This window comes from Devosia sp. SL43 (assembly GCF_021729885.1).
Lineage (GTDB): Bacteria > Pseudomonadota > Alphaproteobacteria > Rhizobiales > Devosiaceae > Devosia.
In genome coordinates, this window is the sequence record NZ_CP063401.1 from 2,543,558 (window position 1) to 2,560,000 (window position 16,443).

11 protein-coding genes and 1 tRNA gene are annotated in these 16,443 nt (G+C 65.1%); 5 read left to right on the forward strand and 7 right to left on the reverse strand.

Going from position 1 to position 16,443, the window contains the following annotated elements; translation table 11 throughout:
• Positions 1 to 25 precede the first annotated feature (25 nt).
• Genes IM737_RS12465 through IM737_RS12475 form a run of 3 tightly spaced genes read left to right on the forward strand, consistent with a single transcriptional unit; the run spans position 26 to position 5,812 of the window.
• Entirely contained in the window at positions 26 to 829 is an 804-nt protein-coding gene (locus IM737_RS12465) for a hypothetical protein (protein ID WP_236894258.1), read from the forward strand.
• Positions 714 to 2,372, forward strand: a complete 1,659-nt coding sequence (locus IM737_RS12470; RefSeq protein WP_236894259.1) for a Y-family DNA polymerase — start codon at positions 714 to 716, stop codon at positions 2,370 to 2,372. Before IM737_RS12465 ends, IM737_RS12470 begins: the two co-directional genes overlap by 116 nt.
• Positions 2,369 to 5,812 carry an error-prone DNA polymerase gene (locus IM737_RS12475; protein ID WP_236894260.1) on the forward strand — a complete coding sequence of 1,148 codons (3,444 nt, stop codon included), beginning with the start codon at positions 2,369 to 2,371 and terminating at the stop codon, positions 5,810 to 5,812. Before IM737_RS12470 ends, IM737_RS12475 begins: the two co-directional genes overlap by 4 nt.
• Positions 5,813 to 5,820: 8 nt before the next feature.
• Here IM737_RS12475 and IM737_RS12480 read toward each other — a convergent pair whose 3' ends face one another.
• Complete coding sequence (locus IM737_RS12480) at positions 5,821 to 6,108, reverse strand: 4a-hydroxytetrahydrobiopterin dehydratase (RefSeq protein ID WP_236899914.1); 288 nt, start codon at positions 6,106 to 6,108, stop codon at positions 5,821 to 5,823.
• Between the two features lie 406 nt (positions 6,109 to 6,514).
• Between IM737_RS12480 and IM737_RS12485 the strand changes: the two genes are divergently transcribed.
• Complete coding sequence (locus IM737_RS12485) at positions 6,515 to 8,821, forward strand: putative bifunctional diguanylate cyclase/phosphodiesterase (protein ID WP_236894261.1); 2,307 nt, start codon at positions 6,515 to 6,517, stop codon at positions 8,819 to 8,821.
• A gap of 105 nt (positions 8,822 to 8,926) precedes the next feature.
• Positions 8,927 to 9,703 carry an N-acyl amino acid synthase FeeM domain-containing protein gene (locus IM737_RS12490; RefSeq protein WP_236894262.1) on the forward strand — a complete coding sequence of 259 codons (777 nt, stop codon included), beginning with the start codon at positions 8,927 to 8,929 and terminating at the stop codon, positions 9,701 to 9,703.
• Here IM737_RS12490 and IM737_RS12495 read toward each other — a convergent pair whose 3' ends face one another.
• The 6 genes from IM737_RS12495 to IM737_RS12520 form a co-directional block, all read right to left on the reverse strand.
• On the reverse strand, positions 9,704 to 12,250 hold the full coding sequence (locus tag IM737_RS12495; protein WP_236894263.1) for an ABC transporter permease: 2,547 nt from the start codon (positions 12,248 to 12,250) through the stop codon (positions 9,704 to 9,706).
• The gene (locus tag IM737_RS12500; RefSeq protein WP_236894264.1) at positions 12,250 to 12,969 is read right to left on the reverse strand and encodes an ABC transporter ATP-binding protein; all 720 of its coding nucleotides are present in this window, start codon (positions 12,967 to 12,969) and stop codon (positions 12,250 to 12,252) included. The genes IM737_RS12495 and IM737_RS12500 overlap by 1 nt, the downstream gene beginning before the upstream one ends.
• Before the next feature lie 74 nt (positions 12,970 to 13,043).
• Positions 13,044 to 13,565, reverse strand: a complete 522-nt coding sequence (locus IM737_RS12505; protein ID WP_236894265.1) for a heme-binding beta-barrel domain-containing protein — start codon at positions 13,563 to 13,565, stop codon at positions 13,044 to 13,046.
• Positions 13,566 to 13,736: 171 nt separating this feature from the next.
• Positions 13,737 to 13,812, reverse strand: a tRNA-Thr gene (locus IM737_RS12510).
• A 13-nt stretch (positions 13,813 to 13,825) separates the two neighbouring features.
• Positions 13,826 to 15,193 carry a heme biosynthesis protein HemY gene (locus IM737_RS12515; protein WP_236894266.1) on the reverse strand — a complete coding sequence of 456 codons (1,368 nt, stop codon included), beginning with the start codon at positions 15,191 to 15,193 and terminating at the stop codon, positions 13,826 to 13,828.
• The gene (locus tag IM737_RS12520; protein ID WP_236894267.1) at positions 15,190 to 16,416 is read right to left on the reverse strand and encodes a hypothetical protein; all 1,227 of its coding nucleotides are present in this window, start codon (positions 16,414 to 16,416) and stop codon (positions 15,190 to 15,192) included. The genes IM737_RS12515 and IM737_RS12520 overlap by 4 nt, the downstream gene beginning before the upstream one ends.
• Between the last annotated feature and the right edge of the window lie 27 nt (positions 16,417 to 16,443).

A 16,443-nucleotide genomic window follows, 5' to 3' on the forward strand; every position in this document is an offset into this window, starting at 1 on the left:
TTTGTTCACTCAGGAAGGTGGCTCGATGAGCACCCCCGACCGCCAACAGCGCCTGGCCGCGCTGCGCGATGCCATTGCCGATATCGAGCGCAAGCCTGCTTTGGCCGAGGCACGCGCTGTCGTGGCGGACAAGACCCGGGACTTCCCGGTTTTGGCGGGCGGCCTGTTGCAGGAGGTCTTTACCGATGACCGTCGCAATGCCGGCGCCCTGCTCGGCTTTGCCCTGGGACAGGCCAAAACCCTGCTCACCAGCCAGCGCCTCGCCATCATCTACCTGCAGTTGGCCGACGAGGGCCAGAAGCTGGGCCTGCCCTATGGGCCGGGCCTGCTGAGCTTCGGGCTCGATCCCGATGCCCTTATCCTGGTGCGGGTGGCCAATATGGCCGAGCTGCTCTGGGCAACAGAGGAGGCTATTGCCTGTCGGGCCGTGGCCGCTGTGGTGGCCGATATCGGCAGCCATTCCAAGCTGCTCGACTTTACCGCCAGCCGCCGCCTCAGCATGCGAGCCGCCAATACCGGCGGCTCCATCTTCATGCTGCGCTATGGCGTGGCGCGCGAGGCCAGTGCCGCCCATCTGCGCTGGCGGCTGATGCCGGCCCACAGCGCCGGCCAGCGCCATGACATCCATGCGCCCGGACCACCCCGATGGCGGGCACAGCTCGAACGCGGAACGATCATGCATCAGGCCGAATGGCTGCTGGGTTGGACGGAAAATGGATTTGCAACATTCCCTGCTCGGATCGGCAATGCAGACCGGGTCACTGGCCTGCCGCCGGTTCCTCGTGCTGTTCCTGCCCCATTGGCCCACCGATTGCCTGAAACGGCGTGAGCCCGGACTGATCGGACCCCTGGTGCTCTATGAGCGCATCAAGGGCGGCCTGCGGCTGGCGGCCATTGATGCCGATGCCGCCAGAGCCGGTCTTTCCGTCGGGCAGAACCTGGCCGATGCCCGCGCCATGGTGCCCGATATCACCGTGCGCGAGATCGACCGGCCCCTGCTCGAGGCCGTCTTCGCCGATTTCGCCGACTGGCACTCCAATGCCAGCCCTCTGGTTTCTGTGCTGACAGATGCCGCCGCCTTCGGCGACCTGGTGCTCGACATAACCGGGGTGGCCCATCTGTTCGGTGGCGAACGCGCCATGCTGCGGCTCTTGCTGACCCGACTGCGCGAGCTGGGCTATACGGTGTCGGGCGCCATCGCCCCCACCATTGGCGCCGCCTGGGCGGTCAGCCATTTCGCCCGCAGCCAGGTGGTGGAGGCCGCCGACCTCGTGCCTATCCTCGATACCCTGCCCGTTTCCGCCCTGCGGCTGACCCCGGCCCAGATCGCCGGACTGACCCAGATGGGGCTCAAGACCATCGGCCAGGTTCGGCCCCGCGACCGCAAGCCTTTGCAGGCACGGTTCGGGCTCTCGCTGCTGACCCGGCTCGACCAGGCTTTTGGCCTCGTCGAAGAGCGGATGACGCCGCGCCTGCCCCCGGCCGAGCGCTATGCCGAACGGCGCTTCGCCGATCCCATCGGGCTGATGGACGACGTGCTGATGACGACGCATGACCTGGCCATCCAGCTGGGCATCCGGCTCGAAGCCGAGGGGCTGGGTGGACAGGCCTTTCACCTGTTCCTCTATCGCGTCGACCACAAGGTGATGACGCTCTCGGTCAATTCTGCTCGGCTGTCGCGCGATCCGGACCATATCACCAAGCTCTTCTCCAACCGCTCGGAGCGCCTGTCGGGCGAATATGATGCCGGCTTCGGCATCGACATGATCCGGCTGGCGGTCAGTTCGGTCTCCGAACTCGATGCGGTCCAGCTCGGCGCCTTTTCCCATCAGGGGGTCGCCGAGGATCTCGACCAGCTCAATGACCGCATGAGCAGCCGGCTGGGTACGTTGGCGGTGCTGCGCACGCAATTGGTGGCGAGCCATATTCCTGAACGGGCCGCCCGCCTGGTCCCTGCGCTGGCTGCCAGCCCCAATCCGCCCGATCCCCTGCGGCCCAACCTCACGCGCCCGCTGCGCCTTCTGCCCATGCCCGAAATGGTCGCCATCAATGCCGAAGTGCCCGATGGTCTGCCGGCCTCGATGATCTGGCGGCGCCAGAGCTACAAGATCGAAAAGGCATCCGGCCCCGAGCGCCTGGGCGCCGAATGGTGGCGCAGCGGCCAGCGCCTGCAACTGGTGCCGCCCAAAAAGCCCGAAAAGGGCGAGGAGCCACCCTATATCCCCAACCTGGTCCTGTTCGATCCCGAGGCGAGCACCCGCGACTACTACGTCGTCGAAGATGCCCAAGGGCACCGCTTCTGGATCTACCGGCATGGCGAGCATCAGCCGGACGAGCCGGCAATCTGGTATCTGCACGGCATCTTTGCATGAGCCAGGTCATTGCCTTCGAACCCCGGGCGCGGCCGCGACCTCAGCCGTCCCCTCCAGCGCTGGCTTTCGCAGAGCTGGTCGCCACCACCAATTTTTCCTTTCTCCATGGCGGTTCCCACCCGGAGGAAATGGTGTCCGCTTCCATGCATCTGGGCCTGACCGCCCTCGGCGTTGCCGACCGCAACAGCTTCGCCGGCGTGGTGCGCGGCTATGTGGTGGCGCGCGACAACAAGGAGGAATACCCCGGCTTTCGCTACCTGGTCGGCGTGCGCCTCTGCTTTGCCGATGGCACGCCCGACATCGTCGCCTATCCCACCAATCGCGTCGCCTATGGCCGCCTCTGCAAGCTGCTGACCGTGGCCAACCAGCGCGGCGAAAAGGGCAAGCCGGTGCTCTATTTCACCGATCTCTTCGGCTCCGGCCATCCCGCATCCCAAGTCGAGCAGGGTCCGCCGGAAAACTACGCCCAGAACCAGCTCTTCATCCTCATTCCGGACGAGCGCGATTGGGGCCTCACCGAACAGACGCTGGATTATTTGTCCCGCATGGCAGCGGGCCGGGTCTGGCTGGCGGGAGCCTGCCGGTTCGATGGGCAGGACCGCGCCAGGCTTAATCGATTGGATCAACTCGCCAGGCGCCATCAAGCGGCCCTCCTGGCCACCAACGATGTGCGCTATCACGAACCGGACCGGCGCATGGTGCAGGATGTGGTGACCTGCATCCGCGAACACCTGACGCTGGAAACGGCCGGCTGGCAGCTCGCCGCCAATGCCGAGCGGCATATCAAGCCGGCGGGCGAAATGCTCCGCCTGTTCAGGGAACATCCCGATGCCGTCGCCGAAACCCAGCTTTTCATCGCCCGCATCGGCTTCTCGCTCGATCAGCTCAAATACAATTATCCCGAGGAGACGGTGGGTAACGGGGAAACGGCCCAGCAGACGCTGGAGCGGCTGACCTGGGCTGGCGCAGCCAGGCGCTATCCCGGCGGCCTCTCGGACAAGCTCAAGCGCAGTCTCTGGAACGAGCTCTGCCTCATCGGTTACAAGGGCTATGCCGCCTATTTCCTGACCGTGCATGACATCGTCATGTTCGCCCGCAATGACCGCAAGATCATGTGCCAGGGGCGCGGATCGGCCGCCAATTCAACGGTCTGCTTTTGTCTCGAAATCACCGAGGTCGATCCGGAAAACGCCAACCTGGTGTTTGGTCGTTTCATCTCGACCGAGCGCGACGAACCGCCCGATATCGACGTCGATTTCGAGCATGAGCGCCGCGAAGAGGTGATGCAGTATGTCTACAAGAAATATGGCGGCAAGCGCACGGGCCTGACCGCCAATGTCATCTCCTACCGCTCCAAGAGTGCCATCCGCGAGAGCGCCAAGGTGTTTGGCGTGTCCGAAGACACCGTGGCCGCCCTCAACCAGTTGCACTGGGGCTGGGGCTCCAAGCTCGGTCTGGCTGAAATGACCAAGATCGGGCTGAGCCCCGATGATCCAACGCTGGCGCAGATGTTCGAGGTCATCAAGGTTCTGCGCGGCTTTCCGCGCCATCTCAGCCAGCATGTCGGCGGCTTCGTCATCACCCGCGACTCCCTCGAAAGCCTGGTCCCCATCGGCAAGACGGCCATGGACAGCCGGATGATCATCGAATGGAACAAGGACGACATCGACGCCCTTGCCATTCTCAAGGTCGATGTGCTGGCGCTGGGCATGCTGAGCTGCCTGCGCCGTGGTTTCGAGCTGATGCAGGTGCATTACGGCCAGAAACCCAAGCTGGTCGAACTGCTGGCCGAAGAGGCTGGCAAGGGTCCGTTCGCCAAGGAACGCGTCTACGCCATGACCCATCGTGCCGATACGATCGGCGTGTTCCAGATCGAGAGCCGGGCGCAGATGTCGATGCTGCCGCGGCTCAAGCCGACGAAATTCTACGACCTAGTTATCGAGGTTGCCATCGTCCGGCCCGGACCGATCCAGGGCGGCATGGTGCATCCCTATCTCAAGCGCCGTGACGGTATCGAGACATGGGCGGCCAAACCAGGTGACCGGCTGGATGCTGTTCTCGAACGCACCCTGGGCATCCCGCTGTTCCAGGAACAGGCCATGCAGATGGCGATCGAGGGCGCCGGCTTTTCTGCCGGCGAGGCCGATCAGCTGCGGCGCGCCATGGCGGCATGGCGGCGGACGGGCAGAATCCAGATTTTCGAGAAACGCTTTCTCGATGGCATGACCGCGAACAATTACCCGCTCGAATTTGCCCAGCGCTGTTTTGCCCAGATCAAGGGCTTTGCCGAATACGGTTTCCCCGAAAGCCACGCTGCTTCGTTTGCGCTGCTGGTCTATGCCTCCTGCTGGCTCAAATGCCATTACCCCGATGTGTTTGCCTGCGCGCTGCTCAACAGCCAGCCCATGGGCTTTTATGCGCCCAGCCAGATCATTCGCGATGCGATCGAGCATGGCGTTGAAGTGCGGGAAGTCGACGTCAACCTGTCCGATCTCGAATGCGTGCTGGAGGGGAACAGCCGCCCGGCTGCCGCGCATCTTTGGCCGCAACATGCTGATATGGCTGGTGATATTCACTCCGACAAAGCCATTCGACTGGGCTTTTCGCAGGTCGTCGGGGTGCCAGAGGCCGATATCAACCGTATCGTGGCGCGACGCGGCGGCGGCTACGATTCGGTACGCGATCTCTGGCTGCGCACCGGCGTGCCGATCGCCACGCTCGAAAAACTGGCTCGGGCCGATGCCTTTGCCTCGCTGGGCCTGTCACGGCGCGAGGCCTTGTGGGCGGTCAAGGGGCTGATTGGCACCCACGGCGCCGATACGCTGCCGCTATTCGAAGCCGCCGGCAGGGTCACGACCGAGCGCGATATCGAAGCCGACCTGCCCAGGATGATGCTTGGCGAGGAGGTCATCCACGATTATTCGACGCTGTCCTTTTCGCTCAAGGGCCATCCGGTGCAGTTCCTGCGCCCCATGTTGGAAGCCCGCCGGGTGACGCGCTCCAGTCAACTCGCTCAGGCAAAACCCGGCAGCCGTATCGAAGTGGCCGGCCTTGTGCTGGTACGGCAACGGCCGGGAACCGCCAGCGGGGTGATCTTCGCTACGCTCGAGGACGAAACCGGCATCGCCAATATCGTGATCTGGCCAAAGGTCTTCGAGGCCAATCGCAAGACCATTCTGGGCGCGCGGCTGCTGGCGGTGCGCGGGCAGTTGCAGTGCGAAGGGCTGGTCATCCACATCATCGCCGAACAGCTGACCGACATGACGGGCCACCTGCTCGATCTAGCGCATGGTCAGGATATCGGCACCCGCATCCTGGCGCGCGGCGACGAGGGGCGCTCGGACCCCGGTCCCGGTCGCGAACGCACGGCGCTGCTCGAAATCGAAAGAGCCCGTCGCCTCGCCTATGCGGCGCTACCGGGCGGTCGCAATTTCCATTGAGCCAGGTTCTAGGCGACGATCTTATCGATCGCCTGGGCCAGAGCCACGTCCTTGGCGCTGAGCCCGCCGGCATCGTGGGTCGACAGGCTGATCGTGACGGTATTGTAGCTATTGGCCCAATCGGGGTGATGACCGGTCTTTTCCGCCGCCAGCGCGACGCGTGTCATGAAGGCGAAGGCCTCAGAGAAGTCCTTGAACTTGAACACATGGCGAATGGCACCGGCAGCTTCGTCAAACACCCAGCCATTGAGTGTCTTGAGACCGGCTTCGCGTTCTGCCGCACTGAGCTTATCCACCATGCCACTTCTCCAAAATGCCTGGATCAAATCCGCCATCGTCAAGCATTAGGCCGTCGCCCCGCTGACAGCCCTTCACTAGAGCCGCAAAAGCGACCCTTCGATGGCACAGGCCCAACGTGGTGAAGCCGCTATGTCACTTAGCGCTGCGTTCCCAAGACGCACCGACGGCACCGATCAGGCCAATCATTAAGCGCCGATTCACTTTTCCGGCGAATTCCCATCCGTCCAAGCAGCCAATTTGTTCAGCTGCAACACCCTCTTAACCGCCCTGCTGTTGACTGGGTCGGTACACGAGGGTTGCGATGATGCGCGCCGCCAACACCAGACTGCAGCAGATGCAGCGCCCGGGCTCTATTGACCCGCGGCGCGAACGTGCTCGCCTGGCCGTTGGAGGCATGCAGGCATGATCTTCGAACCCGCCCACCGCATCCTGCCGCCCGTCGATTATGTGTCGATGATCCGCTCGCTCTATGCGGACCGTCGCTCCATGCTGCTGGGCGCCTTCGGCTCCGCCATCGCGGCGGCGGTGGCTGCCCTGCAGGCGCAGTCGCCGTTGCTGGGCATCTTCTCGGTCCTGTTCATTCTGGTCAGCCTCGTCCGCAACGCGGACATGCTGGCCTTCGAGAAGGTCAAGCTTGCCGATACCGATGTGCGCAAGGCCGTACATTGGGAGATGCGGGCCACCATCGGCGCTGCGGCCATCGCCGCCACCTATGGCACCTGGTGCATGGTCAGCTTCTGGATGGTCAGAACGCCCTTTGCCGAACTGACCGCCGCTTCGGTCTCGGTCTCGGTGCTGATCGGCGTCTCGCAGCGCAATTTCGCCGTGGACCGTCTGATGACCATCCAGGTCCTGCTGATCGGCGTGCCGCTGGCCATTGGGCTGCTGCTGGTCGGCGACATCTACTATGCCTTGCTGACCATCCTGCTGGGACCGTTCTTTGCCAGCCTGCGGCAGATTGCCGGCAATGCGCGCCAGATCCTGCTGCGCGCCGTGCATGGCCGCCTTGCCGCTTCGGCCCTGGCCGGCCAGCTCGATACCGCGCTGGCAACGCTCGAGCATGGCCTGCTCATGCTGGACTATAATGGCAAGATCGAAGTGGCCAATGCGCGGGCACTCGATGCGTTCGAACTGCCCGACTCGGAAGGCTGGGTAGGCCACCCAGCAACTGCCCTGTTCGACGTTGCCGTTGCCAAAGGCAGCATGCCCCGCGCCGCGCACGACCAGCTGCTGGCCCTGATCGGCGCCCGTTCGAGCGGCAAAGTGCTGCTCAGCGTCCGGGCCGGCAAATATTATGAAGTGTCGGTGTCGTCCCGCCGGTCCAAGACCGTGCTGCTGCTCGAGGACATTTCCGAGCGCGTCATCGCCGAAGAGCGCATCAGCTACATGGCGCGCTATGACGCCCTGACAGGGCTGCCCAACCGCGGCTACTTCGCCGAGCAGGTCGAAGCCGCCCTGCGCGAACGGCGCGAGACCGGCGAGCCGGGCAAGGCCGCTCTGTGGATCGTCGATATCGACGACTTCAAGCATATCAACGACACGATGGGCCATCTGGCCGGCGACCAGGTGCTGGCCGCGCTGGGTCGCCGCTTGCGCGATGCCTTTGGGCCCGGCACGATCTGTGCGCGGCTTGGCGGCGACGAATTCATCGCCTTCCGCCTCGATGGCGCCTCGCCCGAAAGTCTCGTCGGCGCTGCCGAAGCTGTCATTGGCAGTATGCGCGAGCCAGTCGCCATTCCCGGCCGCAAGTTCGTTGTCGATATCAGCATCGGCGTGGTGATTTCCGACGACCTCGAAGACACGCTCGAAAGCCTGATGGTCAAGGCAGACCTCGCCATCTATGCCGCCAAGGCCGACGGCAAAGCCAAGGTCGTGCAGTTCCACGATCGCATGGATACCGAGTATCACATGCGCCAGCAGCTCAAGGCCGATCTCAAGGATGCCATCTTCAAGGGCGGACTGACGCTGGCCTATCAGGCCGTGATCGACCCCCGGCAGAACCGCATCGTCGGCTGCGAGGCGCTGGCCCGTTGGACCCATTCCGTCTATGGCGCCATCTCGCCGGCAACCTTCATTCCCATCGCCGAGGAAACCGGCCTGATTACCGACCTGACGCGGGCCGTCCTGATGATGGCGACACGCGATTGCCAGGCCTGGCCCGGCCAGACCACCGTCGCCGTCAACGTCTCCGCCCGCGACTTCCGCGCCGGCGACGTCGAGGCCATGGTCATCGCCGCGCTCGAAGCCTCGGGGCTGCCACCACAGCGCCTCGAAATCGAGGTGACCGAGACAGCAGTGATCGAGGAACGCGAGGCGGCCTATGCGGCCCTGTCGTCGCTCTGCAAACGCGGCGTCGGCGTGGCGCTCGACGATTTCGGCACCGGCTATTCGTCGCTGAGCTACCTGCAGGCGCTGCCGCTGACCAAGCTCAAGATCGACCGCAGCTTCGTTATCGACATCGAAAACGACCCGCAGGCCCTGCGGCTCGTCGCCAACGTGGCGCAGTTGGGCAAGGACCTCAACCTCAAGATCACGGTCGAGGGCGTCGAGACCGAGGGCCAGCTTAACCTGCTCGTCGCCGAGACGCGCATCGATCAGATCCAGGGCTTCGTTTACGGGCCGCCGCTTAGCCTGGAGGCCATGACGCGCCTGCTGACCGCCCACCATGGCAGCCAAGTTGCCCCCAAACTCGCTATCGCTCGCCGCTGAGCATCCGGCATGTCGGACGCATGTTAACCATGAATTGGTTCGCGCCTTCATTAAGGGTTAATCAATTGTTAACGTAGCCCCGAGATTTGTAGCGGCGGGCTCTTCATGCATATCGATCCTGACAGTGCGGCCGCAGCGCGGGCCGGCGCACCTTCACGCTTTTCGGGCAGTCTGCTCGATATCCTGGACCAAGTAAGCTATGCGCGCGTCGATCCGGCGGTGATCGACGATCCGATCTATCGGCTGCGCTATCGCGCCTATACGCGCGAAGGCTTCATGGATCACAATCCGGACGAGATCTGCATCGACGACCTCGATAGCGCGCCCAACAATATGAGCTTCGGCATCTATATCGATGACGAACTGGTCAGTTCGATCCGGCTGCACCATCTGACGGCCACCAATCGCACCTCGCCCAGCCTCAGGGTCTTCCCTGACGTGCTGGGGCCCATGCTCGATGCCGGCATGACCTTCATCGATCCCAGCCGCTTTACCGCCGACCGTGAGGCGTCGCTGGCCTATCCGGCCCTGCCGTTCCTGACGCTGCGTATCGCCGCCATGGCTTCGGTGCATTTTGGCGCCGACCAGTGCCTGGCACTGGTGCGGCCCGAGCATGGCCCGTTCTACAAACGCGTTTTTGGCTCAGAGCGGCTGGCCGACCAGCGCAGCTATCCGGGCCTGCATTTTCCGGTGGCCCTGTTCGGCGCGACAGTCGATTCAATTCGCGGCCGGGTCGCCCAGCGCTTCCCGTTCTTCCTCTCGACGGACGAGGAACGCCAGCTGCTGTTCTCGCAGACTGTGGGGCAGCACGAGAACCGCCATGTCCGCGCCTCGGCCCGTCAGGCCTATGACGCTGCGCTGGCGGCTTTAGAGCCGCGCTAGCTACATATCGCGCAGCAACAGCGCCGGCCGCGTCGATGCCGCCCGCAGAATGGTCATGGCGCCTAGCACCGCCGTCATGATTGCCGCCACCGCCAGCACGACCAGCAGCACGTCGGCATCGAACGAGAAGGCGACATCCAGCATCACCATGCCCGCCAGCCAGGCGAGGCTGATGCCCAACGCGGCAGCCGGTATCGTCGCCAGCACGGCAAGGATGAAATACTGCACGAAGGCCATGATGAGGAGTTCGACGCGCGTGGCGCCCAGCACCTTGCCGATAACCGTATCGGCCTCGCGCTGCCGGCGCCCGGCCGCAAGGCTGCCCGTGAGCACGAGCAAGCCATTGCCCACCGCCAGCCCACCTACCAGCGTGGCGGCAAAGGAGAGCTGGGTCAGCGCCGCGGTGATCTGCTGCAGCGTATCGCCGATGGCAACGAAGCGGATATCGGGCAAGGCCACGGCCAGAGCACGCTCGACTGCCTCCTCGCGGCCCGGATTGGCCGTGACCGCGACAAACAATGTCGTCGGATAGGCATCCAGTACTCCCGGCGAGAACGTCGCCAGAAAATCGATGCCACCCTGCCACGAGTAATCTCGGAAGCTGGCGACCTCGACGGTCACCATCTCGCCGAAGATGAGGAAGGTCAGGCTGTCGCCGATATTGACGCCCAACCCCGAACGAAGGCTCTGATGCAGCGAGACCAGGCCCGGTCCGGCATAGTCTTGCGGCCACCATTGTCCGTCGACCAGCTTGGACGAAGCCGGCATGGCGGCACGGAAGGTCAGCGGCACTTCGCCCGAGAGCAGGAACGTCGCCTCCGGTCCGCGCGTGCGCAGGCTGGCGACATCGCTGCCGTTGACCTGGGTGAGCGCCCCGCGCAGCATCGGCGTGACCACGGACTGAGTGATATCTGTGCCTGGGCCCGACATGGCGGCGAGGCTATCGACCTCGTCGGGGAAGAGGTCGGAGGCAACGAAAGTCGGTACATCGAAGGACGATGCGCCCAGGAATTCCTGGCGCAGATTGTCCTGCAGCACCAGCACCACGATCAGCATGGTCAGCGCCATGCCCGCCGCCATCACCACCGATGCGGCATTGGACCCGGTGCTGGCAATGGCGCGCAACGCGTGGCGCAGAATACGCCAGCGCGGCTCGGGCAGGCGACGCATCGCCCAGCGCACCAGGGTGACGAAGAGCTGCAGCACCAGCACCGACAAGGCACTGGCTGCGGCAAAGCCCGCGACAAGCAGGATATCGCCCGTCATCGCCACCGCCAGCAGCAGGAAGACCACGAGAATGACGACCAGCGGCAGCACCTGCCAGGACGTCAGCAGCCCGCGCCAGTCGACCGGCGGCGCCGACAGGCCCTTGGAGCGGAACAGATGCACCGGCCGGATGGCCTGCGCCTGCTGCAGCGGCAGATAGGCAAAGCCGAATGCCGTGGCAAAGCCGGCCCCTGCCGCGATCAGCAGGGGCTGCAGATGCAGCGTCGCCGGCAGGTCGATATCGACCGCCTGCCCGACCAGCGGCAGGATGAAATAGGCGACCGAGCCACCGACCAGCAGGCCAATGCCCACACCGATAGCGGCCAGCATGCCGACCTGGGAGAAGAAATGCAGGAGTACCCGCCAGCGATCGGCACCGACGCTGCGCAGGATGGCGATGACATTGGCGCGCTCGGCGATATAGGCCTGCATACCGGCCCAGACGCTGACCCCGCCAATCAGCAGCGAACCGAGGCCGACAATGACCAGGAAGCGCATGAAGAGGTCGTAGTAGCGCACCATCGGCCCCAGGCCGTCGCGCGCCGTGCGGATGGTCCAGCCGCTGCTGGCGAACTGGTCTTCGAGCCCCGTTCTTGCCGCTTCGGCATCCTGCCCATCGAGCCGGATCTTGTAGCGGAACCAGCTGCCCAATCCCGGCAGCGGCGAGGTCCGGTCGGAGACGGCAGCAAAGCCCTCGGCGGTAATGACGGTGGTCAGACCGAGCCGGAAACCGCGCACGGGTGCATCGGGCAACTTGGTGAGGATGCCGCGCGCCTCGAATTCGGTGCCACCGAGCTGAAACCGGTCGCCGACCGCAATGCCGAGTTGATCGAGCATGAGTGGATCGACCAAAGCCCCAGGAAAGCCATCGCGCTCCGCCAGGAACTCGCCAACCGATGTGCCCAAAGGCATCTGGGCACTCTGGACCGCGCCGAGCAACGGGTAACCGTCACCAACTGCCGCCAGATCGACGAAGGAGTCACCCGCAGCCGACTGCGCCCGCAGATTGGTATCGACCACCGAGGCCACGACACCGAAAGCCGCTATGCCCCGCAACTCTTCCGGTGTTGCCGGACGATCGGCTCGCGACAATTCGAGGTCGCCGCCCATCAGCTCGGCCGCGCTGCTGTCGACGGCGATTGCAACGCTGGTGCCCACCGAATTGACGCCGGCAATGAGCGCCGTGCCGACGGCAAGACACACCACCAGCAGCACGAAGCGCCGGATATCGCCGCGCAGGTCTAGTAGGCCAATGCGAATGGTCGCCCAGATGGCACGCATCAATGGGCCGCCGCAGCTTCGGTCAGCTCGCCCTGCATCATGGTCAGCGCGCGATCGGCCCGTTTCGCCAGACCCGGATCATGGGTGATCATCACCACCGCTGTGCCGCGTTTGCGCGCCAGGTCGAACATCAGGTCCATCACCAGCGCGCCGGTTTCCTGGTCGAGATTGCCGGTTGGCTCATCCGCCAGCAGCAGCGGCGGGTTGGTGACCATGGCGCGGGCGAGGCCCACGCGCTGCTGCTCACCGCCCGACAGAGCCGTCGGCCGGTGATCGAGGCGCTGCCCCAGACCCACGGCGGCCAAGGTCGCGGCTGCGGCGGCGCGCACCTCTTTCATCGACAGCTCCGGCGAGGCGATCTCGAGGGCCAGCGCCACATTGTCGAGCGCGGTCAGCGACGGGATCAGGTGAAAGCTCTGAAACACGATGCCGAGCGACTTGCGCCGAAACCGCGCCAGGTCGTCCTCGCCGATCTGCGACAGGTCCTGCCCGCCCACCATCACCCGCCCCGACGTGGCACGCTCAAGTCCGGCCAGCAGCATCAGCAACGAGGTCTTGCCGCTGCCCGAGGGGCCGACAATGGCCACGACCTCGGCAGGGTCGACGCGCAGCGATACACCCTTGAGAATATGCAGCGGCTCCCCTGCAACCTCGAGACTATACGTCACATCGACTGCATTGATGATCGGCACGCCGTTCTTGACCGGTGACAAATCCATCTTCCCTCATTCGCCCAGCAGACCGTGCAACCCCGCAGCACCAGACAGGCTGGCGCAGCTATGCACGAGTCAGGCTATCGGGAAAAGGGGACCGATGCCGTCAGGACATCACCGGAATTGTTGAACTCGACCTCAAAGTTGACCGTAATGCCGTCATTGACCAGCACGATCTGCGAACCGATGCGCACATCGCTGCCCGACTGATCACGCTGCCGCTCACGCAGGTCGAAGGTGATCTGCTGCCCTGTTAGCTTGCCTATGGCAAGCCCGGTGAAGCCGGCATTGGAGCTCATGGCGGCTTCGTAGCGCTGGCTCTCGTCATTGAAGGCGATGGTGCCGCTGATGGATAGATTGGCGCTGACCAGGCTGCAGCGCCCGGTATAGGTCACCTTGGTCTGGTTGCCTTTGGCCACGGCCAGACGGCAGCGGAACGGCTCAGGTTGGTCGCCGCCAACCAGCGCGCCCTCACCCTGCCAGTTGCCGATATACGAGGTCAGAACGGCCAGTTCGGTCTCCCCGGCCGAAACTGGCGCTGCGCCGGCCCCGATCGCGAAAGCCAAAAGGCCAGCGCCGAGACCCTGAAAAACCGCCCGCATACTACTTGCCCTCTTAAATCACCGACGCTCGCCCGCCGGACTCCCAATGGTTCAATACTAGCGCAGTTCCTGCCGCTTGACGCGGTCTACTCTACAAAGTCCCGTGATAAGCTCAATAGGTCACTAATGACAGCCCAAGCCATCATAAAACAGACCGGCAGCATGGAGGAATGGTGCCGCATAGGTGACTCGAACACCTGACCCCATCATTACGAATGATGTGCTCTACCAACTGAGCTAATGCGGCAACGGCTGGCCTTTTACGTGGGGTTTTGGGCCGGTGCAAGAGGCAAGGGCGCCTCGGCGGGCAATTGTGCCGGTGGCAGGGGCGCCGCGGGCCGGCCCGTGAGGGTGACCGGCACTTTCCATTCGAAGGCATCGAGCCGTCCGGTCACCGGCGACACCGGCTCCCATTCGTCGCTGATCAGGCCGTCGGCGGTCCAGGCCGGATCGCGCGGTGCCCGCATGGCGCGGGCCAGCCATTCGCGGGCTTTGCCCTGGTCGCCATTCTCGCCCTCCTCGATCTCGGCCATCAGGCTGGCGACACCCTGCGTAACATCGGTGCCGATGAACGGAGCCAGCGCCTTGCGCGCCAGCGGCCAGTCATAGGCGTCGATGGCGGCGCGGGCCAAGGCCAGGCCGGCGGCGCGATGCGGCGGGGGCGTCTCGATGATCTCACCGAGGCGCTTGAGGCGATCGACCGCCGAAGCGCCCGGTTGGGCATGGGAATAGAGCGCCGCCACATCGGGATGGCCGGTGGAGCGCCAGATGCGGCGCAGCAGGCTCATGGCCTTGCGCGCCTCGCCGCGATTGCTGTGAATGCGCGCGGCAATCAACGCCGCCGGCACGAAGTCCGGCAGCAGCTTGAGCGCGGTCAGCGCATGCTCGAGGGCGACCAGCGGATTGGTAGTCTCGGCCTCGCGGGCACGGGCCGTTTCGATCACGGCCTGACGGCGGCGCTTGCGCGCCCGATCCTCGCGGCTGGTGGCCTGCTCGACATTGACCATGGCCACCGCATCGGCCCATTGGCCGCGCCGAGTCAGATCGTCAAACACGGCATCGGCAGCCCAGCCGCTATTGGGGGCGAGGGCCAGCGCCTTGCGGGCAAAGGTCAGCGCGGCTTCCGGACGATGCTGGGCGCGCGCCTGATCGTAGAGGCCGGTGAGGGCGGCAACTGCCGTCTTGTCGCTGGCAATGAGCGCACGATAGTGCTCCCGCGCCGCCGGCATGTCGCCAAGCGCGAGATCGGCGCGGGCTTCCAGCAGCCGCGCCGCGGCATTTTGTGGCAGCCTGGCCTGCGCCTCGCGAGCCAGAGCCCGGGCTCGGGCCGGGTCGCCAGCCTGCAAGGCGATGACGGCATCGCCCAGTGCTTCCACGCCCTGCTCGCGCCGACGCTCGCGATTGCGCCGCGCCATGGCGCGTGGGGCCGAGATGATGCGCCGGACCACTGCCCAGACGGCGATGACCAGCAGCGCCACGATGATGACGATGAAGACCGCCGTGCCCAGGCGCGGCTGGATGCTGTAGCCGGCCGCCTCCAGCGTCAGCGTGCCGGGCAGCGAGATCAGCCAGGCAGCGAGCGCTGCGACCAGGAGGCTACCGACAATCCAGGAGGCCAGACGGATCATTGCGCCGCCTCGCCGCTCAGCGCCTGATTGCGCAGAGTTTCGAGGAATGTCGCGGCCTCCGCCTGAACCTTTATCAGGGCCGGCACGTCCTCGGCCGCCGCCTGCATCGGTGCGGGCAAACTGGCCAGCAGGGTCGCGGCATTGGCGAAGTCGCGGCGCTCCACGGCGCCGACCAGCCGTGACATCACCGCTTCGGGCGTGTCGCCTTCGATCTCGCCGGTCGGGCGCAGCGCGACGGCAGCAGCAAGCCAGTCGAGCGCGCCATCCTGCCACTGTGCGTTCGGATCGGCGGGACGCCCGGCCAGCATGGCCGGCAAGACCTCGTCGAACCGCCGCGCAATGGCGTCCGGACGGACGAGGCCGGTGGCCGCCGCATTGGCGATATCAGTGGGGATCACGGCGCCAGGCACAGCGGCGCGCAGGGTGGCCAGCTCCGTCTCATAGGGGCGGCCGGTGGCAAAAGCGGTTTCGAAGCCGGAGAGAATCAGCGGCAGCTGCAGCACGGCGCCGATATCGCTGGGCTGGTCGGCCAGGGTCGCAGTGGTCTGGGTGACCGTGGTGTCGAGCGTGCGCAAACCGGCCTCCGCCGTGCCGACGCGAGCGGCCAGCTCGTCCAGCCTGGTGCCAAGCGCCGCCAGATCGGTGCGGAGCGTCTCGATGCCACCATCAGGCGTGGCTTCCCCTGTCCCCAGCACATCGAGGCGCGCACTGAGAGCAGAGATGTCGGCCTCGACCGGTCCGAGATCGGTCGCGGTAGGGGCTGCCGCTGTGGCCGCCGGCGCCGGAGCGGTTTCGAGCGCGCCGACCCGCTGGGTCAGTGTCGCCAGTTCGGACTGGGTGGTCTGCGTCACCGTTTCGAGTTCGGGAATGGCGGTGGCGAATTGGGCAAGGCGTGGGTCGGCGACCACCGGGGTGGAGGGCGCCGCGGGCCAGAGACCGAAGAAGGCCAAACCATAGGCGGCCGCGAGGCCAAGGGCGCCGCCGGCTATCGTCGCGCCGAGCGGGAAGCCGCCAGCACTGGCAGCCGTCGACGCCGCAGGTTTCTCAACGGGCTTCTCCGCCGGCTTCGGCTTTGGCGTCGATTCGGGCGCATCGGTTCCGGTGGCGCGTGCCTTGAGATCAAGCACGGGCGGCTTGACCGCGCCGGATTTAACCGCCTCCGGCTTGCTGTCGACTGGCTTGCTATCACCAGGTTTGGGTTCGTTCCCCTTGCTGTCCGCCATCTCAGGGTGTCCTCTTCTTGGTGCCGA